15 protein-coding genes are annotated in these 21077 nt (G+C 37.6%); 11 read left to right on the top strand and 4 right to left on the bottom strand.

What is annotated here, in order from left to right; all coding sequences use genetic code 11:
• Positions 1 to 204: 204 nt before the first annotated feature.
• A complete protein-coding gene (gene acnA, locus P3U61_RS06910; RefSeq protein ID WP_014613979.1) occupies positions 205 to 2910 on the top strand; it encodes an aconitate hydratase AcnA in 2706 nt (901 codons plus the stop codon).
• A 364-nt stretch (positions 2911 to 3274) separates the two neighbouring features.
• Positions 3275 to 3739 (top strand): 1,4-dihydroxy-2-naphthoyl-CoA hydrolase MenI, encoded by a 465-nt coding sequence (menI, locus tag P3U61_RS06905; protein WP_015729089.1) that lies wholly within the window; start codon positions 3275 to 3277, stop codon positions 3737 to 3739.
• A 128-nt stretch (positions 3740 to 3867) separates the two neighbouring features.
• On the opposite strand, the gene P3U61_RS06900 is transcribed toward menI, so the two are convergent.
• Together P3U61_RS06900 and plsY are read right to left on the bottom strand one after the other, a co-directional pair.
• Complete coding sequence (locus P3U61_RS06900; protein ID WP_015729090.1) at positions 3868 to 4173, bottom strand: HesB/YadR/YfhF family protein; 306 nt, start codon at positions 4171 to 4173, stop codon at positions 3868 to 3870.
• 82 nt (positions 4174 to 4255) lie between these two features.
• Positions 4256 to 4837, bottom strand: a complete 582-nt coding sequence (gene plsY, locus P3U61_RS06895) for a glycerol-3-phosphate 1-O-acyltransferase PlsY (protein ID WP_014613976.1) — start codon at positions 4835 to 4837, stop codon at positions 4256 to 4258.
• A 290-nt stretch (positions 4838 to 5127) separates the two neighbouring features.
• Here plsY and parE point away from each other — a divergent pair, with 290 nt between their 5' ends.
• The 7 genes from parE to mprF all read left to right on the top strand — a co-directional run bounded on the left by parE (position 5128) and on the right by mprF (position 18389).
• A complete protein-coding gene (parE, locus tag P3U61_RS06890) occupies positions 5128 to 7125 on the top strand; it encodes a DNA topoisomerase IV subunit B (protein ID WP_015729091.1) in 1998 nt (665 codons plus the stop codon).
• The gene (gene parC, locus P3U61_RS06885) at positions 7125 to 9536 is read left to right on the top strand and encodes a DNA topoisomerase IV subunit A (protein ID WP_063279036.1); all 2412 of its coding nucleotides are present in this window, start codon (positions 7125 to 7127) and stop codon (positions 9534 to 9536) included. Before parE ends, parC begins: the two co-directional genes overlap by 1 nt.
• 102 nt (positions 9537 to 9638) lie before the next feature.
• On the top strand, positions 9639 to 11102 hold the full coding sequence (locus P3U61_RS06880; protein WP_014613973.1) for a glutamine transporter AlsT: 1464 nt from the start codon (positions 9639 to 9641) through the stop codon (positions 11100 to 11102).
• A 195-nt stretch (positions 11103 to 11297) separates the two neighbouring features.
• Entirely contained in the window at positions 11298 to 12149 is an 852-nt protein-coding gene (gene glcT / locus P3U61_RS06875; protein ID WP_014613972.1) for a glucose PTS transporter transcription antiterminator GlcT, read from the top strand.
• 110 nt (positions 12150 to 12259) lie between these two features.
• On the top strand, positions 12260 to 14299 hold the full coding sequence (ptsG, locus tag P3U61_RS06870; RefSeq protein WP_014613971.1) for a glucose-specific PTS transporter subunit IIBC: 2040 nt from the start codon (positions 12260 to 12262) through the stop codon (positions 14297 to 14299).
• Between the two features lie 272 nt (positions 14300 to 14571).
• Positions 14572 to 15774, top strand: coding sequence for an AI-2E family transporter (locus P3U61_RS06865; RefSeq protein WP_015729093.1), 1203 nt, complete (start codon positions 14572 to 14574; stop codon positions 15772 to 15774).
• Between the two features lie 95 nt (positions 15775 to 15869).
• On the top strand, positions 15870 to 18389 hold the full coding sequence (mprF, locus tag P3U61_RS06860; RefSeq protein WP_099991920.1) for a bifunctional lysylphosphatidylglycerol flippase/synthetase MprF: 2520 nt from the start codon (positions 15870 to 15872) through the stop codon (positions 18387 to 18389).
• 246 nt (positions 18390 to 18635) lie between these two features.
• On the opposite strand, the gene msrA is transcribed toward mprF, so the two are convergent.
• Entirely contained in the window at positions 18636 to 19154 is a 519-nt protein-coding gene (msrA, locus tag P3U61_RS06855; RefSeq protein WP_014613968.1) for a peptide-methionine (S)-S-oxide reductase MsrA, read from the bottom strand.
• A 138-nt stretch (positions 19155 to 19292) separates the two neighbouring features.
• On the opposite strand from msrA, the gene P3U61_RS06850 reads away from it, so the two are divergent.
• On the top strand, positions 19293 to 20264 hold the full coding sequence (locus P3U61_RS06850) for an LCP family protein (protein WP_014613967.1): 972 nt from the start codon (positions 19293 to 19295) through the stop codon (positions 20262 to 20264).
• A gap of 55 nt (positions 20265 to 20319) precedes the next feature.
• Here the strand turns inward: P3U61_RS06850 and P3U61_RS06845 are convergent, their stop codons facing one another.
• On the bottom strand, positions 20320 to 20505 hold the full coding sequence (locus P3U61_RS06845) for a 2-hydroxymuconate tautomerase (protein WP_015729095.1): 186 nt from the start codon (positions 20503 to 20505) through the stop codon (positions 20320 to 20322).
• A gap of 111 nt (positions 20506 to 20616) precedes the next feature.
• On the opposite strand from P3U61_RS06845, the gene P3U61_RS06840 reads away from it, so the two are divergent.
• The gene (locus P3U61_RS06840) at positions 20617 to 21024 is read left to right on the top strand and encodes a sporulation protein (RefSeq protein WP_014613965.1); all 408 of its coding nucleotides are present in this window, start codon (positions 20617 to 20619) and stop codon (positions 21022 to 21024) included.
• Positions 21025 to 21077: the final 53 nt, after the last annotated feature.

Genomic DNA, 21077 nt, shown 5'->3' with positions numbered 1-21077 from the left:
CAATCAAAAATGTTATTGAAAATCATTCTCAATTAATAACATATACTTATAACGCTATATTATTATCATAACTTTTGCTTATAATAACTGATTAGAAAGTCAAAACTCCAAATGGTTACTTTTGCTCTCCATTTAGTTGTTTTCATAAAGCGTTAATTATACAATTAAATAAACGGTATATAAAAATATCAGGGGGGATATTCAATGGCTTCAAATTTAAAAGCACAAGCAAAAAAGTCATTCCAATTGAATGGTAAGAGCTTAACTTATTACGATTTAAACACTTTAGAAGAACAAGGTTATACACAAATTAGTCGTTTACCATACTCAATTCGTGTGTTACTTGAATCTGTATTACGTCAAGAGGATGGTTTTGTTATTACAGATGAACACATTAAAGCACTATCATCTTTCGGTAAAGAAAATGAAAAGGGTGAAGTGCCATTTAAGCCGTCACGTGTTATTTTGCAAGACTTTACTGGCGTGCCAGCTGTCGTGGACTTGGCTTCATTACGTAAAGCGATGGACGATGTAGGTGGGGACTTAACTAAAATCAATCCAGAAGTACCAGTAGACTTAGTTATCGACCACTCTGTACAAGTAGATAGCTATGCGAATCCTGAATCGTTAGAGCGCAACATGAAATTAGAATTTGAACGTAACTATGAGCGTTACCAATTTTTAAACTGGGCGACAAAAGCGTTTGATAACTATAATGCTGTACCGCCAGCAACAGGTATCGTTCACCAAGTTAACTTAGAGTATTTAGCGAATGTTGTCCACGTACGTGAAGAAAATGGTGAGCAAGTTGCATTCCCTGATACATTAGTAGGTACTGACTCTCATACAACGATGATCAATGGTTTAGGTGTTCTCGGTTGGGGTGTTGGTGGTATCGAAGCTGAAGCCGGTATGCTCGGTCAACCTTCATATTTCCCAATTCCAGAAGTAATTGGTGTACGTTTGACGAACGAATTACCTCAAGGTGCGAATGCAACAGACTTAGCCTTACGTGTAACTGAATTATTACGTAAAAAAGGCGTTGTTGGTAAGTTCGTTGAATTCTTCGGTCCTGGTGTAGACAAATTGCCACTTGCTGACCGTGCGACAATCGCAAATATGGCGCCTGAATATGGTGCAACTTGTGGTTTCTTCCCAGTTGACGATGAAACTTTAAAATATTTACGTTTAACAGGACGTTCTGACGAGCACATTGAAACAGTAGAGACATATTTAAAACAAAATCACTTGTTCTTTGATGTCAATGAAGAACCGAACTATACAGATGTGGTAGATTTAGACTTATCAACTGTTGAAGCGTCTTTATCGGGTCCTAAACGCCCTCAAGATTTAATTTTCTTAAGCGACATGAAAAAAGAATTCGAAAAATCTGTCACTGCACCAGCAGGTAACCAAGGTCATGGTTTAGATAAGGCAGAATTCGACAAAACAGCGACAGTGAACTTTAAAGACGGCTCAACAACTGAAATGACGACAGGTGATATTGCGATTGCTGCGATTACATCTTGTACGAATACATCGAACCCATACGTGATGTTAGGTGCAGGTTTGCTAGCGAAAAAAGCAGTTGAAAAAGGTTTAGAGGTACCATCTTATGTGAAGACCTCTTTAGCACCTGGTTCAAAAGTCGTAACAGGTTATTTACGTGATTCAGGCTTACAAAGTTACTTAGATCAATTAGGCTTTAACTTAGTTGGTTATGGCTGTACAACTTGTATCGGTAACTCAGGTCCATTATTAGAAGAAATTGAAAAAGCGATTGCTGACGAAGATTTACTTGTGACTTCTGTATTATCAGGTAACCGTAACTTCGAAGGTCGTATCCATCCATTAGTGAAAGCAAACTATCTTGCGTCACCACCACTTGTTGTTGCGTATGCATTGGCAGGTACTGTAGATATCGATCTTCATAGCGAAGCATTAGGTCAAGATCAACAAGGCAATGATGTGTTCTTAAAAGATATTTGGCCATCAATTCAAGAAGTTGCAGATGCAGTGGAAAGCGTTGTAACACCCGAACTCTTTAAAGAAGAATATAAGAGCGTGTATGACAACAACGAATTATGGAACCAAATCGATACAACTGATCAACCATTGTATGACTTTGATCCACAATCAACATACATTCAAAATCCTACATTCTTCCAAGGTTTATCAAAAGAACCTAGCGCAATCCAACCTTTATCTAACTTGCGTGTGATGGGTAAATTTGGTGACTCAGTGACAACGGACCATATTTCTCCAGCGGGTGCGATTGGTAAAGATACGCCAGCAGGTCAATATTTAACAGCGAATGGTGTATCGCCACGTGATTTCAACTCTTATGGTTCACGTCGTGGTAACCATGAAGTGATGGTACGTGGTACATTTGCGAATATCCGTATTAAAAACCAACTTGCGCCTGGTACAGAAGGTGGTTATACAACTTACTGGCCAACTGGTGAGGTCATGCCTATTTTCGATGCTGCAATGAAATATAAAGAAGACGGTACTGGTTTAGTTGTATTAGCAGGTAACGACTATGGGATGGGATCTTCTCGTGACTGGGCAGCTAAAGGTACAAATCTTTTAGGCGTGAAAACAGTAATTGCACAAAGTTACGAACGTATTCACCGTTCAAACTTAGTAATGATGGGTGTATTACCTTTACAATTTAAAGAAGGCGAATCTGCGGATACATTAGGATTAGATGGAACAGAAACAATCGCGGTTGATCTCGATGAAAATGTGCAACCAGGTCAAACAGTTAAAGTGACAGCGACGAAAGAAGACGGTACAACAGTTGAATTCGATGTAACTGCACGTTTCGATTCAAATGTTGAGATTGATTACTATCGTCATGGTGGTATTCTACAACTTGTATTACGTAAGAAGTTAGCTTCAGCGTAATGGCATAATTGAGGCTTTTAATGATAGGGGATAAGGTCATCATTGGCGCTTATCCCTTTTTATTATGAATTTTAGTAACGTATCGTCATGGTGCTGTGTGATGAGAAAATGCGAGTCATCGACCAATTGAACATGTAAGGCGAATCACTTTATTATAATCATATTATGTCAACTTAAATATTCTAAACGATTTTTAAAAACTCAACGTTAAGAGGTCCACACTGTATCAAATTGATCAAAATATGCGATAATGTCATAGAGATGAATGAAGTTAAAGTTTCAAATTGTGAGACAGCGCTGATTTGAATCGATTATGACTTTTCAAATGCAGCATGTTTCTCTTATATAGAAAGAAGGTAAAAGAATGATTTATGCATTAACGGAAATTGAAGCAAGATACCAAGAAACGGATCAAATGGGTGTGATTTATCACGGAAATTATGCGACTTGGTTTGAGGTGGCACGTACAGATTACATACGCAAGCTGGGTCTAGACTATGCAGAAATGGAACAAGCAGGCGTTGTGTCACCAGTAACTGAACTCAACATTCAATATAAAAAAAGTGTGACATACCCTGAAAAAGTGATAATTAAAACGTGGGTTTCTCGATTTTCGCGCTTACGTTCTCGTTATCAATATGAAATCTATAATGCAAAAGGTGAGCTGGTTACAACGGGATATACAGATAATGTAATCATTACAAAAGATGCGGGAAAACCTGTTCGTTTAGATAAAGCATTTCCGAGTTGGTATACAGTATATCATGATGTGGACCAACGTAATCAAGCTGGTGAAGATTTAGAAGTGAAAAGCTCGGACATAGACTAATAAAATAGGTGTGCTGAATACAGTGTTTAATAGTGTATGAATAAAAATATAAAAAAGTGTCGGCTAGAAATCTCTATAAATAAAAAAAGATTCCTGGTCGACACCTTTTTACATTTGACGTCACATAATTATGCTTCGATGGATTCAGCTGTGTAGATAACTTCATCGTCGTTAATGTCGATGGAAAGCTTGTGATCTTCATAGTACCAAACGTCTTTTTCCGCAATCACAATACGAATGTCATTAAATGTTTCTTCAAAACCAATTTCATCAATATCACTTTCAAATTCTACATTAAAAGCGGGGCTAAAGCCTTGTTTGAGTTGGAATTCGCCGCCATAACGCACATAGAATTGTAATACTTTTCCTTCTTCAGGTAATTCTAATTCGTCTTTGAACCATTCAACAGCGTCATCTGTAAGTTCAATTTTCACGTAAAAAACCCCTTTCAATATTAAGGTTAATGTAATTCAACCTTATTGTAAGGGGTTTTCAATGAAATTTAAAACTTTATGATTACATCCATTTAATTTTCGGTTCTGTACCTTTAATAATGCGTTTAATATTGCTCATATGTCGATAAATCAATAATATCGCCACTACAAAGCTTGTGATTAGCATAATGTAATCACTCACAAAGAAAGAGCCAATAACACAACAAATAGCTGCAATAATACTTGATAAAGAAACGTATTTTGTTAATTTCAAAATAGCGAAAAAGATAGCTGCAAGAATAAGTAACAAAATCGGATTGACAGCAAGCATCACGCCAGCACTTGTTGCAACAGCTTTTCCACCACGGAATTTTAAGTAAATCGGATAAACGTGTCCTAGAATTGCAAAAATTCCCACGAGTAAACCGTGTATTTCTACGTTGAAAAGTACAGGTAAAAATACAACGATAAAGCCTTTGAATATATCAAAAAATGTGACTGCAAAACCAGCTGGCTTCCCAAGTACACGAAAACTATTTGTGGCTCCCATATTACCACTACCATATTTTCTAATATCTTTTTTGAAGAAAATCTTACCAATTAAATAGCCACTTGGTATGGAACCAATTAAATAGCTAACGATGAATAGTAGGATTAACACCATGATTCTTCACATCCTTTTAGTACCTACTCCTATTTTAACATAATTTAAGAGAAGATGAGGTATTTTTATATTTTATTGAATTGCTTTATGCTATTAATGAATTTAAAAGTGTACCATTGATTCATTATGATTTTACATAGATAACAGTTTGTAATCAATAGTCGATACACATAAAAATAATATTAATTTTTACTGCTATTTAGATTAGGCTTGCATTTTACCTTGATTTATATAAGAATAGCTATTGTATAGTTTGATAAACGAACGTATGTTTGTAGGAGGGGAATTGAGTGTCTGCAAAAAAGGTTAATAATTACTCTGATGATGCGATTCAAGTTTTAGAAGGACTTGAAGCCGTACGTAAAAGACCAGGCATGTACATAGGTTCTACAGATAAGCGCGGTTTGCACCATTTAGTATATGAAGTCGTGGATAACTCTGTAGATGAAATTTTAAATGGTTACGGGAACGAAATTAACGTAACAATCAATGAAGACGAAAGCATCACTGTGGCGGATAACGGTCGCGGCATGCCAACAGGGACACACCGTTCAGGTAAGCCGACTGTTGAAGTGATTTTTACGGTATTGCACGCAGGTGGCAAATTCGGTCAAGGCGGCTACAAAACGTCAGGTGGTCTGCATGGTGTAGGGGCATCGGTAGTTAATGCTTTAAGTGAATCACTGTCTGTAGAAATTCATCGTGACGGCGAAATTTTTGAACAGCAGTTCGCTCACGGTGGCGTACCTCAGACGAAATTGATTAAAAAAGGAAAGACGAAAAAAACGGGTACAACTGTTACATTTAAGCCAGATGCTGAAATTTTCAAATCTGCTACAAGCTTTAATTTTGAAACTTTAAGTGAGCGTCTTCAAGAGTCTGCATTTTTATTGCAAAATTTAAAAATCACATTAGAAGATCGTCGTGTAGGAAAAGAACGTAGCGAAGTGTATCATTACGAAGAAGGCATTAAAGCTTTTGTGAGCTATGTCAATGAAGGTAAAGAAGTGCTGCATGATGTTGCTTTGTTCCAAGGTACAGCGAATGAAATTGAGGTCGATGTGTCATTCCAATATAACGACCAGTACTCTGAAAGTATTATGAGCTTCGTTAACAATGTGCGTACAAAAGATGGTGGGACGCATGAAGTTGGTTTTAAAACTGCGATGACACGTGTATTTAACGAATATGCTCGTCGAATTGGCGATTTGAAAGCGAAAGATAAAAATTTAGAAGGTAATGATATTCGTGAAGGTTTAACTGCTATTATTTCAGTACGAATTCCTGAACATTTATTACAATTCGAAGGTCAAACGAAGTCTAAACTTGGCACGCCAGAAGCAAGAAGTGCAGTTGATGCGATTGTGGCTGAGAAATTGCCGTTTTATTTAGAGGAAAAGGGGCAATTGTCTAAATCACTCGTTAAAAAAGCAATCAAAGCACAACAAGCACGTGAAGCAGCACGCAAAGCGAGAGAAGATGCACGTTCTGGTAAAAAGAATAAACGTAAAGACACGTTATTATCGGGTAAATTAACGCCGGCACAAAGTAAAAATACTGAAAAAAATGAACTGTACTTAGTTGAAGGTGACTCAGCGGGGGGATCTGCTAAGTTAGGCCGTGACCGTAAATTCCAAGCGATTTTACCATTGCGCGGTAAAGTCATTAACACTGAAAAAGCACGTTTAGAAGATATTTTTAAAAATGAAGAAATTAATACGATTATTCATACGATTGGTGCAGGCGTGGGGAATGATTTTAACTTAAAAGACAGCAACTACAACCGCATTATTATTATGACCGATGCGGATACAGACGGTGCGCACATTCAAGTATTGTTATTGACATTCTTCTTCAAATATATGAGACCACTTGTGATGGCAGGACGTGTTTACATCGCCTTACCACCCCTTTATAAGTTAGAAAAAGGGAAAGGCAAAAATAAAAAGATTGCATACGCTTGGACAGATGAAGAATTAGAAAAGTTACAACGTGAAATGGGTAAAGGTTTCGTGCTTCAACGTTACAAAGGTTTAGGTGAAATGAACCCAGATCAGTTATGGGAAACAACGATGAATCCTGAAACACGTACACTGATTCGTGTGCAAATAGACGATGAAGTTCGCTCGTCGCAACGTGTCTCAACATTGATGGGTGATAAAGTAGCACCGAGACGTGAATGGATTGAGCGCCATGTTCAATTCGGTATGCAAGAAGATCTAAGTATTTTAGAAAATGAAGAAATTCAAATTTTATCAGATGACGATATTGCAGAGGAGGACGCATAATGGCTGAAATCATCCAAAATTTACCTTTAGTTGACGTTATTGGTGATCGTTTTGGTCGCTACAGTAAATACATCATTCAAGAGCGTGCTTTGCCTGATGTGCGCGATGGATTGAAACCGGTGCAGCGTCGTATTCTGTATTCGATGTATTCGAATGGCAATACGTATGATAAACATTTTCGTAAAAGTGCCAAAACAGTCGGGGACGTGATTGGTCAGTTGCATCCGCACGGGGATAGTTCTGTGTATGATGCAATGGTCCGTTTGAGTCAAGACTGGAAATTACGTCACGTGCTCGTTGAAATGCACGGAAATAACGGGAGTATCGATAATGACCCTCCTGCTGCGATGCGTTACACTGAAGCGAAATTAAGTCAGTTATCTGAACAAATTTTACGTGATATTAATAAAGATACTGTCGATTTTGTGCCGAACTATGATGATACCGAAATGGAGCCTATGGTCTTACCGGCACGCTTTCCAAATTTATTGGTGAATGGTTCGACAGGGATTTCAGCGGGTTACGCGACGGATATTCCACCGCACAACTTAGCGGAAGTCATTACGGCGACGTTGAAATATATCGACAATCCTGATCTGACAGTGAAACAGCTCATGAAATATATTAAGGGGCCTGATTTTCCGACAGGTGGTATTGTTCAAGGCATCGATGGCATTAAAAAAGCTTATGAAACAGGTAAAGGGAAAGTCGTTGTACGTGCTAAAGCTGACATTGAAACGTTGCGTAATGGCCGTAGTCAAATTATCGTGACAGAAATTCCATACGAAGTGAATAAAAGTAGTCTCGTGAAAAAGATTGATGAGTTACGTGCGGACAAAAAGGTGGAAGGGATTGTCGAAGTGCGTGATGAAACGGATCGAAGTGGTTTACGTGTCGCTGTTGAATTGAAAAAAGATGTTAATGCGACATCAATTTTAAACTTCTTATACAAAAATACTGATCTACAAGTGGCGTACAACTTCAACATGGTTGCGATTACGGAAGGACGCCCGAAATTAATGGGAATCAAGCCGATTATTAGTAGTTATCTCAACCACCAAATTGAGGTTGTTACACGTCGTACAAGCTTTGATTTAAAACATACAGAAGAGCGCATGCATATTGTTGAAGGGCTAATGAAGGCTCTTTCTATTCTAGATGAAGTCATCGCATTAATTCGAAATTCAAAAAATAAGCGTGATGCGAAAGAGAATTTAGTTAAAACGTATGACTTTACAGAAGCGCAAGCAGAAGCCATTGTGATGTTACAACTTTATCGTTTAACGAATACCGACATTGTGGCACTGCAAGAAGAGTATGATGCACTCAAACAAAAAATTGCGGCATTGAAACATATTTTAGAAAATCACGATGCGTTACTCGATGTGATTAAAGAAGAGTTATCTGAAATCAAAAAGCAATTTAAACAACCACGCCTTTCGGTCATTGAAGAGAAAATTTCTGAAATTAAAATCGATAAAGAAGTGATTGTTCCAAGTGAAACAGTCATGTTAAGTCTGACACAAGAAGGGTATATTAAACGGACATCGCTAAGAAGTTTCAATGCGAGTGGTAAAGAAGAAATTGGCTTAAAAGAGCGTGATGGAGTGTTGAAAATCATTGAAACCAATACACAAGATTACGCGATGGTCTTTACGAATAAAGGACGTTACTTGCTCATACCTGTGCATAAATTGCCTGACGTGAAATGGAAAGATTTGGGTCAACATGTATCTCAAATCGTGCCCATTGAAGAAGATGAACGTGTGGTAGATTGTTACACTGTGTCTGAATTCAATGATGAGCGCGCAATCATTACAGCGACACGTCAAGGTATGATTAAGAAAAGTTTATTGTCTGGCTTTAAGTCAACACGGACAACAAAGCCGCTCGTAGCGATGAAAGTGAAAGAAAGCGATGCGCTCATTTCAGTGATGCTTGTGCCAGCAGATGCGTCGTCGCAACTCATTACATTGTTAACACACCGAGGCATGTCACTGACTTATCCGATGTCTGAACTGCCAGATACTGGATTACGTGCAACAGGGATTAAAGCAATTAACCTAAAAGACGAAGATCATGTCGTCCTAGCTGATCACATTCAAACAGAAGACACGATTTTAATTGCGACACAACGCGGTGCATTGAAGCGCATTGGTTTTAAAGTGTTACAACAAGCGAAACGTGCACAACGTGGTATTACGTTATTAAAAGAGTTGAAAAAGCAACCACACCGCGTCGTTGCAGCACGAGTATGTCGCCCTGAGCAGTCACAATATCGACTTGTATCTCAACAAGATGAGACAACAGGATTGATTAAAGACATTCACTTGTCAGAACAGTACACAAATGGTAGTTTTGTGGTTGATACGAGTACATTCGGTGAAATTGAAGACCTATATGTGGACTAGTATTAAAAAATAGATAGTCACTTTTGCACAATGATGATAAAATGAGACTAGTTATTTTAAAATGACACTGACATTTAAACTGAAGAGTAAAGAGGGGTTCGAGTGAGAGATTTTGATAGTTTAATTCCGGATTGGTTTAAAGCATTTATTCAAATAGGAAACGACTTGATTTGGTCACAATACTTAATCGGGTTACTGTTGACAGTAGGCTTGTTTTTCTCGATTAGTTCAAAATTCGTCCAAATTCGATGGCTTCCTGAGATGTTTCGTGCATTAACCGATAAATCCGAAACTCTTGAAAGTGGTAAGAAGGGGATTTCGTCATTCCAAGCTTTCGCTATTAGTGCCGGCTCACGTGTAGGTACAGGGAATATTGCAGGTGTGGCAACTGCGATTGTACTTGGCGGTCCTGGTGCGGTATTTTGGATGTGGATTATTGCAATCATTGGTGCAGCGAGTGCCTTTATCGAAGCAACGTTAGCACAAGTTTATAAAGTACCTGATAAAGAAGGGGGCTTCCGCGGTGGTCCTGCATACTACATCACAAAAGGGCTGAATCAACGTTGGTTAGGTGTTTTATTTGCGATATTGATCACTGTGACATTCGCGTTTGTATTTAACACAGTACAATCAAACACGATTGCTGAGTCATTAAATACGCAATATCACATTAGTCCGTTGGTGACAGGGATCATTTTAGCAGTTATTACAGCGATTGTTATTTTCGGTGGTGTGCGAAGTATTGCAACATTATCATCAGTGATTGTACCAGTGATGGCGATTATTTATATTTTAATCGTGTTAGTCATTTTAGTGATGAACATCGATCAAATTTTCCCGATGATTTCTACAATCATTAAAAGTGCTTTCGGTATTGACCAGGCGACAGGTGGTGCAGTTGGTTTCGCTGTACTACAAGGTGTGAAACGTGGTCTTTTCTCAAATGAAGCAGGGATGGGTTCTGCACCGAACGCAGCTGCAACTGCCGCAGTATCACACCCTGTCAAGCAAGGTTTAATTCAATCATTAGGTGTCTTCTTTGATACGATTTTAGTTTGTACAGCGACAGCGATTATGATTTTATTATATTCAGGCTTGAAATTTGGTGAAGGTGAAGCACAAGGTGTTGCCGTAACACAATCTGCGTTAAACGAACACTTAGGTAGTGCAGGTGGCGTATTCTTATCTATAGCTGTTGCATTATTTGCATTCTCATCCGTTATAGGTAACTATTACTATGGACAATCTAATATTGAATTTTTATCTACTAATAAGGTTGTGCTATTTATTTTCCGTTGTTTTGTCGTTATTCTCGTATTCGTAGGCGCTGTTGTAAAGACTGAAACAGTTTGGAATACTGCTGACGTATTTATGGGATTAATGGCTATCGTTAACATTATCGCCATTATCGGCCTGTCCAATATTGCTTTTGCAGTCATGCGAGACTATCAACGTCAACGTAAAGAAGGCAAGCGTCCGATTTTCAGACCAGAAAATTTAGAAATCAATTTATTTGGTATCGAATCTTGGGGTAACGCCATCCATAAAAATAAAAAAGAAGATTAATTTGTAGAGGGCTGGGGCAGCATTTTGCCTGTAGCCCTTTTATTTTATAGACGTTTTCTACTATGATGAAGCGAACAATACTATATATTAATAAATAAAAAGTGTCGTACAAATTTCAACTTCGAAAATTAGTGCTTTCAATTATAGTCATTTCGTTATATGATTTGAATTGTACTTTGAAGAGGTGACATAAAAGTGAATCAATATACGATAAAAAAAGTCCTCAACAATAACGTGCTCATTTGCGAATATCAACAATCAGAAGTCGTTATCATTGGTAAAGGTCTTGGATTTAACAAAAAGCCAGGGATGAAAATCAATGATCTTGATACGATTGAAAAAGTGTTTAAACTAGAAAATAAAAATGAACAAGACCATTACAAGATGTTAGTGGCACATACCGATGAACGTGTCTTACGTGCGGTCATTGATTCTGTACAAATTATAATGACGCATTTTGAACTGCATCATGAAGAATCATTTATCGTCTCCTTAACCGATCACTTAATTTTTGCATTGAAACGCTTGGAAAAGGGACAGTTAATTAAAAATCCATTTTTAAGTGAGACGAAATACAGTTATCCAGAAGCGTATAAAATCGCGAAAAAAGTAGTGGCGCGTATTAACTTGCAATTGAACACAGACTTTCCAGAAGATGAAGTTGGTTTTATTGCGCTGCATATTGCCTCTCAAACAGATGATATTGATTTGAGTGAAATGCAATATGTACCGAAGTTGATTAACAATGCGATTCGAATGATTGAAAATGATATGAAAATACAAATTCCAGTTGCATCCATTCAGTATCAACGGTTTGTGAGACATATTCATTTTCTGTTACAACGGTTGAAAAAAGGCGAACGTACGACAATTGAACTGAGTTTTGAAAACCTATTGAAGGCACAATATCCGTTATGCTATAATGTAGCTGTTAAAATAGTTAAAATGATACAATCACAAATTGATGTACGAGTGGACGAAGCCGAAGTCGCATATTTAACGATGCACATTCAGCAACTGTCACTGGCATCTCAAAATCAATCATAAAACGTGTTACTAAGTGAGATTAGGCATGAGTTGAAAATTGTGGGCAAAACGCTCGCAGCTTTTTACTCATGCATTTTTTGTGTTGTGTCAACAAAATAGGAGGGCTTACAGTGAGGAAAAAACTATTTGGACAATTGCAACGTATCGGTAAAGCATTAATGTTACCTGTTGCTATTTTACCAGCTGCCGGTTTGTTACTCGCATTCGGTGCAGCATTACAAGGGGAACAACTGCAATCGTATTTACCATTCATTCAAGCTGATGGGGTACAAAACGTCGCAGAAATGATGGCAGCAGCCGGTAGTATCATTTTTGAAAACTTGCCAATTATTTTTGCTATGGGTGTTGCGATTGGTTTAGCAGGCGGTGACGGGGTTGCAGCCATTGCAGCTTTCGTTGGTTTTATCATTTTGAACAAAACGATGGGTGAATTTTTAGGGGTTACTCCTGACAACGTGGGTGACGCTGCGAAAGGTTATGCGAGCGTCTTAGGTATTCCGACATTACAAACAGGGGTGTTCGGGGGTATCATTATCGGTGCTCTCGCGGCATGGTGTTACAACAAGTTTTATAACATTTCGTTACCGTCATATCTTGGCTTCTTTGCAGGAAAACGATTTGTACCAATTGTGATGGCGACAACATCATTTTTACTTGCATTCCCAATGGCACTCGTTTGGCCAGTGATTCAAAATGGTTTAAACGCATTCAGTGAAGGGTTATTAGATTCCAACACGGGTTTAGCAGTCTTTTTATTTGGTTTTATTAAGCGTTTATTAATTCCATTCGGTTTACACCATATTTTCCATGCGCCATTCTGGTTTGAATTTGGTTCATATACAAATATGGCGGGTGAAATTATTCGTGGTGACCAACGTATCTTTATCGAACAAATTCGTGAAGGTACAAACTTAACAGCAGGTAAATTCATGCAAGGTGAATTCCCAGTAATGATGTTCGGTTTACCAGCTGCAGCATTAGCGATTTATCATACTGCAAAACCTGAAAACAAAAAAGTAGTTGCCGGTTTGATGGGTTCAGCAGCATTAACATCATTCTTAACAGGTATTACAGAACCATTAGAGTTTTCATTTTTATTTGTAGCACCATTATTATTCTTTATTCATGCTATATTAGACGGTTTAAGTTTCTTAATTTTATACTTGCTTGATTTACATTTAGGTTACACATTCTCTGGTGGCTTTATCGACTTTGTATTACTCGGTATCTTGCCAAATAAAACGCATTGGTGGCTCGTGATTCCAGTCGGACTTGTGTATGGTGTTATTTACTATTCAATCTTCCGCTTCTTAATTACGAAGATGAATTACAAAACGCCAGGACGTGAGGATAAACAAACTGAAACGACGAAAACGACTGCAAGCGAATTGCCTTATGCTGTATTACAAGCGATGGGTGACAAAGATAACATCAAGCATTTAGATGCATGTATTACAAGATTACGTGTTGAAGTGAACGATAAATCAAAAGTCGACGTAGCACGTTTGAAAGATTTAGGTGCTTCAGGTGTTTTAGAAGTCGGCAACAATATGCAAGCGATTTTCGGACCGAAATCAGACCAAATCAAACACGAAATGCAACAAATTATGTCAGGTCAAGCTGTACAACACCCTGTAGATTTAGATGAAGATAAGGACGAAGCAGTTGTGATTGATGAAGCTGCAGACACGACGGCTGTTACGAAAACAGGACAAGTTGTCGCGCCAATGGATGGTGAGGTTGTACCATTATCTGAAGTACCCGATCAAGTCTTTAGTGAAAAAATGATGGGTGAAGGGATTGCAATTCGTCCAACGAGTGGTGAAGTGTATGCACCATTTGATGGTAAGATTCAAATGATTTTCCCAACTAAACATGCATTCGGCCTAGTGTCTGACAATGGTTTAGAATTATTGATTCATGTTGGTTTAGATACTGTAAAATTAAACGGTGAAGGGTTTACAGTTCATGTTGAAGAAGGTCAAACGATAAAAGCGGGCGATCATTTAATGACAGTGGACTTAGAGCTTATCCGCGCATCTGCGAAAAGTGATATCACGCCGATTATTGTGACGCAATCCGAAGTGACAGCGTTAAAATTTACAGAGGCGAAAGATGTCAAACATGGTGACAAGTTATTTGAAATCTAAGTTGTAACTAACAAAGAGGCTAGGATGTTGTCCTAGTCTTTTTTGCGTTTATTCTCTTCGCTTCGTACTTACTGTGCATTCATTTGGTGTGTACGTGATGAAACTTCGAGATCTTGTCCGATTATTTGAAAGATACATACGACTGAAATGAATAGATGATGTCATTAAAACGGCGTACCTAGAAAAATACTTTGATATAATAGGTTTTAAGTTTCAATCTGACGTGAAAAACGATAAACTATAAGTAATTTCGAAAAGGCTTGGTGAATGATATGTCTGAAAATCAACATAAGCAAAATGGAGTTTCAAAAAACATTGATATCCGAGAAAGCCGTTTCATGAAGTTTTTCGGAGGCAAAGATCTCATTTTTGCGTTACTCGTTTTTATTTTAGTTGGAATTGTGATTTTTATATTCGATCGCGTTTCATATATTTTTCAACCCTTTATTATCATTTTTAATACGATTGCAGCACCGATTATTATCGCGCTCATTCTGTATTACTTATTCAATCCTGTCATTAATTTGATGGAACGATACAATATTAACCGTATTTGGGGCATTACGATTTTGTTTTTAGGAATCATTGGTATGATTACTATCGCAGTGAACTTGCTAATTCCGATTGTATCTTTTCAATTTGATCGCTTGATGGACAATTTCCCGAATTATTTAAACAAATTGACATCATTCGCTAACAACATGATGCACATTCCGTTTTTATCGGATTACTATTCACAAATTGAAAAGGCTGTGACTGGTTTGCAGGAGAAGATCCCTACTTTTGCAGATGGCTTGAGTTCTAAAATTCGTGTTTTCGCTGAAGCTGTCGTGAATATTACAGTCGTTATCATTACGGTACCGTTTGTGTTATTCTTCATGTTAAAAGATGGTCATCGTTTTAAAGAGTTTTCAAATAAAATTGTACCGCCAAAATTTCGTAAAGATGTACACGATTTGTTGGATAAAATGAGTGAACAAGTCGGCTCATACATTCAAGGACAAATTATCGTGTCATTTTGTATCGGTATTTTACTGTTTATTGGTTATTCGATTATCGGTTTAGACTATGCTTTAATTTTAGCCAGTATCGCAGCTGTTACGAGTGTAGTACCTTATTTAGGGCCTACGATTGCTATTTCGCCAGCGATTATCATTTCAATTATTACATCACCGTTTATGTTGATTAAGTTGATTGTGGTATGGACGGCAGTACAGTTTATTGAAGGGCACTTTATTTCACCTAATATTATGGGTAAAACCCTGAAGATTCATCCTTTAACGATTATCTTTGTGCTTTTAAGTGCTGGGAACTTACTCGGCGTTGTCGGCGTCATTCTTGGGATTCCAAGTTATGCAATTTTAAAAGTACTTGTTTCGCATATCTTCCTACTGTTCAAACGTCGCTACAATAAATATTATGCGGATGATGCAGGCCCTTATGAGATGCCTAAAGAGGAATATAGTAAAGATTAAATGAGTGTAACATGACGAGATTGGGCGGTTTTGTGAAGCTCAATCTCTTTTTATAAGCATACACAGTCATTACACTAAAGAAAGGACCCCTATTCATGACAAAACAGCTTTGGTTAAAATATTTCAAAATTGCGTTTATACTCTTTTTGATTGTAACGATTTCTATCATATTAGGACGAGAATTAGCACATATTGATTTTAAACGTGTCTTTCTTTTATTTAATGGAATTAGCCGAATGGAAACGTTCAGTCTTTTTTTACTCGGCGGGAGTTCGGTGATTTTGTTATCACTTTATGATGTGATTTTGACGATACGCTTTAAGTTATCTTTATCAAAATTTAAATCATTACGTGTCGGCTATATTATTAATGCGTTCAACAATATTATCGGTTTTGGCGGTTTTATTGGTGCGAGCGTACGATTGTGGTTTTATGGTTCGTATACGACTGAACGTAAAAAGTTAGTCAAATTCGTTTCATACATGTTGACGTCCATGTTAACAGGTTTAAGTTTTTTATCCATACTCATTGTGACGCATGTCTTAGATGTTAGTTTTTTAGATCGGACATCGGTATGGTTTACTGTTTTTCTCTATATTGTAGCGTTTTTATTACCCGTTTTTATTATTATTTCATGGGTATCACCGGTTGATCGGTCTGCGCGTTGGTTAGGTTCCGTATTCACTTTTGTATCGAGCATGGAATGGTTGCTTGCGAGTATCGTGCTTTACTGCTCTTTTATGCTTGTAGGCGTGAATGTTTCATTTCCAATCGTGTTAAGTATTTTCATTGTTGCGGCGATTTCAGGTCTGTTGTCGTTTATTCCTGGAGGCTTTGGGGCGTTTGACCTCATCGTCTTACTTGGACTACAACAACTCGGAGTAGCGGAAGAAAAGGTCGTTTTAGGGTTATTACTTTATCGTTTTGCGTATTATTTCTTCCCGTTACTCATTGCGCTTGTCTTAACTGTATTTGAATTTGGTACAGCAGCACGTAAATATATGCTTGAATCCAAATACTTTTTACCGGCTAAAGAATTGTCTGGGTTTTTAAAATCGTTTCAAAAAGACTTAGTTGGCTTAGTACCATCATTAGCATTGAGTACATTAGTCTTTATGATGAGTTTGATTTTATTACTTAACAATTTCTCTATTATTTTTGATGCAGCTAACAAAAAACCTCATTTATTGTTTACATTGTTGTACATATTCAACGTTAGTGCGAGTTTGATTTTATTACTCAATTTACGCGGAATTGTTGCACGAAGTAAACGCGCGATTTTATTTGCGATTGTAGCGATGATTATCTTGTTACTATCTAATTTATACGTGTACGGATTATCATTGTTAGTTGTGATCATTGTCTTAATTTTAGCGGCATTGATTTTTGCTTATCGTAAATCACGTGTATTGAAACGACCTGTACGCATGAAAGGTATATTAGCGATGGTCGTCATTAGTGTCATTTTGCTATACTTCAATCAAATCATCGTGCGTGATTTTTTATTCGCACTTGATGTGTTACCGCCTAAAGTTGATTTCTTCTTGCTGCGTTCGACGTTTTGGTTGTCGATTATCGGTATGACGATTTTGGTAGTTGTGCTCATTTATATCTTTGAATGGAATTATCGTCGTCCAAGAGAGTTGCATGATCGACAAATTGCCAGTGCCATTTTAAAGCAATATGGTGGCCATCTACTGAGTCATTTGTTGTATAGTGAAGACAAGCTTGTGTTTGTGAACGAACAGAAAACGGCATTTATCATGTACCGTCACGATCGCAGTTCATTTATTGTACTTGGTGATCCAGTGGGTAACAGTTCGGACTTCTATTCACTGTTAACCGAGTTTTATGAATATGCAACGTATTTAGGTGGCGATGTCATTTTTTATCAAGTTTCTAATAATTATTTGACGTTATATCATGATTTCGGCAATCAGTTTTTTAAATTGGGTGAAGAAGCGCTCATTCCAGTATCTGACTTTACCGTTGCAGGGAAGAAGCGACGTGGTTTCCGTGCGACATTAAATAAATTAGAGTCGTTAGGTTATCAGTTTGAGATTCTCGATACACCGTTAGATGAAGCGACATACGAACGTCTCCATGACATTAGTCGTAATTGGTTAGGGAAACAGCAAGAATTTTATTTCTCAGTCGGTCGTTTTACACCTTCTTATGTCAATGCGGCACCCGTTGCTGTGTTGAAAAATGAAGAAGGTCGTATCGATGCGTTTTGTACATTGATGCCTGTAGAAGGTTCAACAACGGTGTCGGTCGACTTAATTCGTTGGGATAAGTCTTTGGGATTGCCGTTTATGGATGCGCTTTATTTGCATATGATTTTGTGGGCACAAGCAGAAGGTTACGAACGCTTTAATATGGGCATGGCAACTTTGTCAAATGTTGGTCAAGTGCCATATGGTCACTTAAGAGAAAAGTTTGCTGGCCGTTTTTACGAACATTTTAATGGTTTGTATAGTTTTCAAGGCTTGCGTCAATATAAAAGTAAATTTAATCCGGACTGGGAATCACGTTTTCTCATTTATCACCGGGGTCAAAACGCGTGGGAGAGTTTGTTGAAAGTCACACGGGTGATTCGTAAAAAGAAAATATAGATTTAAATTAGGGACTTGGACATAAAAGTTTTTGATGCTATCGTTGCGTTATTTTTGTTAAACTTGCCCTTCCTAAATTTATGTATGGATTGAGGTTTAAAGTTTTCTATGCCCAAGCCCTTGAATGATAGCGGGTGTATTTAAACAGGTGTGTACAATTTTATGGTGGTATCATGAAGGTGCTTTTTCATGGTGTATAACAGAAAAAGGCTAGGACATTAAGTTTTCCTAGCCTTTTTGCATATGTTATTGAATGCCGTGTTCTTTAGCATAAGCTTCACGTTCTGCTTCTTGTTGTGCAAAACGCTCAGGTTGCTTTTTATAAAAATCTTGGTGGTAGGCTTCTGCTTCATAAAATTCTGAAGCAGGTAACACTTTTGTTGCAATCGCTTTGTCGTGATTGAATGTGCCCTCTAATGAAGCAATATACGCTTCAGCCACTTGACGTTGATCTTCATTAGTATAAAAAATTGCAGTACGATATTGTGAACCACGGTCTTGGAATTGGCCACCGTCATCTGTCGGATCGATTACTGAGAAGAAAATTTCTAACAGCTTTTGGTAAGAAAAAAGCGCGACATCATATTCGATTTTTACAGTTTCATAGTGTCCTGTATCGCCTGATTTCACTTGTTCATATGTCGGATGATCTACGTGCCCGCCCATATATCCAGACTTTACCTTTTCAATGCCTTCGTTTTGATCGAACGGCTGCGTCATACACCAAAAACAACCGCCTGCGAAATATGCTGTGTTGATATTCATCTAAACATCCTTCCCTATATGAGACCTTGGTACCATTTTTATTGTTTTTACTTGATTTTTAAAATAAATTTATATAACGTTAGTGTGTATTAATTATAATACATAAGTACACAATTTTGAAGATATAAGGTTGATAAGATGAAAGAAAACAATTTGAATCGTAGCACCTCAAACTCTTCTGAGAAAACATTGAAACGTCGAAAAAAGAGAAAGATACGAAAACTGCCATTTGTGATATTGGCGTTGATCCTTATCATTCTTGTTTCTGTCGTGTATGCTGTTTCAAGTTACAAAAACGGACTTGAAGTTGCTAAGGACAAGCATCAAGCTCCAAAGATACACAAATTCAATGGCGCATCAAAAAATGATGGTAAAGCAACCGTACTCATTTTAGGTGCTGACCGTGAAGATGGTGGGGTATCACGTACTGACTCGATTATGGTCGCACAATATGACTATATTAAGAAAGATATGAAAATCGTCTCTGTGATGCGTGATATTTATGCCGATATTCCTGGATACAACAGTTATAAAATTAATGCGGCTTATTCGTTAGGTGGGCCTGAGCTATTGCGCCAAACGTTAAAGTCGAACTTAGGGATTGATCCGGAATATTACGCCACTTTAGATTTTAAAGGTTTTGAAGCTATGATTGATGAGCTTGCGCCAAAAGGTATACCGATTAACGTAGAAAAAGATATGTCCGAAAAAATTGGTGTATCTTTGAAAAAAGGGAATCATCGCTTAAATGGTAAAGAGTTGCTTGGTTATGCGCGTTTTCGTAATGACCCAGAAGGTGACTTTGGGCGTGTGCGAAGACAACAGCAAGTCATGACGGCATTAAAGCAGCAATTGGTTCAACCTTCATCTATTTTCAAAGCACCGAAGCTCGCAGGTATTATGCGTGGTTATGTGAGTACCGATATGCCGGATTCAACGATTTATCAAACAGGATTCAGTTTTATCGTTCGAGGAGATAAAGATATTAAAACCCTCAGTGTACCCGTAAAAGGCAGCTATGAAAATATTACGACGAATGATGGGGGATCAGCTTTAGGTATTGATAAAGCTGAAAATAAAAAGAGAATTAAAGCCTTTTTGGAAGACTAAAGTATAAAACGAGTCTGAGTGTTTCGCTCAGGCTCGTTTTGTATGTGCTTTGATTTTATTGGTCAGATTTACGTACGCCAGCGACACCGTAATGTTCTTTTTTCATTTCTTGAATGACTACAGAAATTGCACTACGGTCAGCATTGGTTGTACTTTCCACAGCATCTGTCACTTCTTTAACTAAATTTTTTAATTGTTCGTCACTGCGCCCCTCTAATAATTGAACTGTTACTATTGGCATGTTCCTACCTCCTAATACTTTACCTATATTATACCATTTTCCCTCATAGTTGCACGATAGAATCATTACCCGGTATGATAAGAGTAAAGAAATGAAATATGGAGGGATTTTATGGGTTTTGACAACGTATTAACATCTCTAGGCATCAATGGTATGAAAGTGTTTATTCGATTAGAACAGCAAACGTTTGATGTATCTGATGCGATTGCCGGAACAATCCATTTAAAAGCAGGGCAAAGTGATCAAAAAGTGAATCATATCGTATTAACGATGATTGAAAAATATGAGAATGATGATGAAACGAGTGATTTTACAACGATTTCGCATGAATTGAATCGCTTTGAGATAGACGAAGCGTTTATCATTGATGTCGGTGAAGAAAAAGAGATTCCATTTCATTTTCACCCTGATACATTGAATTTCAAATCTGATAAAAGTCATGTTTACCTCAATACACATGTTTATATTGATTATGGCGTTGATGAGGAAACTGAAGCGGTCATTCCATATCATCGTTAATGGCATGACTTTAAGGTAGATGCGGTCCTATATTACCGTAGCTACCTTTTTTT

The organism is Staphylococcus pseudintermedius (assembly GCF_034042775.1).
GTDB lineage: Bacteria > Bacillota > Bacilli > Staphylococcales > Staphylococcaceae > Staphylococcus > Staphylococcus pseudintermedius.
This window is presented reverse-complemented; position numbering and strand designations above follow the sequence as displayed.

Coding starts and splice junctions, on each gene's coding strand:
- acnA (WP_014613979.1), top strand. CDS start 205: ATGGCTTCAAATTTAAAAGCACAAGCAAAAAAGTCATTCCAATTGAAT.
- menI (WP_015729089.1), top strand. CDS start 3,275: ATGATTTATGCATTAACGGAAATTGAAGCAAGATACCAAGAAACGGAT.
- plsY (WP_014613976.1), bottom strand. CDS start 4,837: ATGGTGTTAATCCTACTATTCATCGTTAGCTATTTAATTGGTTCCATA.
- parC (WP_063279036.1), top strand. CDS start 7,125: ATGGCTGAAATCATCCAAAATTTACCTTTAGTTGACGTTATTGGTGAT.
- P3U61_RS06865 (WP_015729093.1), top strand. CDS start 14,572: ATGTCTGAAAATCAACATAAGCAAAATGGAGTTTCAAAAAACATTGAT.
- mprF (WP_099991920.1), top strand. CDS start 15,870: ATGACAAAACAGCTTTGGTTAAAATATTTCAAAATTGCGTTTATACTC.
- msrA (WP_014613968.1), bottom strand. CDS start 19,154: ATGAATATCAACACAGCATATTTCGCAGGCGGTTGTTTTTGGTGTATG.
- P3U61_RS06850 (WP_014613967.1), top strand. CDS start 19,293: ATGAAAGAAAACAATTTGAATCGTAGCACCTCAAACTCTTCTGAGAAA.
- P3U61_RS06845 (WP_015729095.1), bottom strand. CDS start 20,505: ATGCCAATAGTAACAGTTCAATTATTAGAGGGGCGCAGTGACGAACAA.
- P3U61_RS06840 (WP_014613965.1), top strand. CDS start 20,617: ATGGGTTTTGACAACGTATTAACATCTCTAGGCATCAATGGTATGAAA.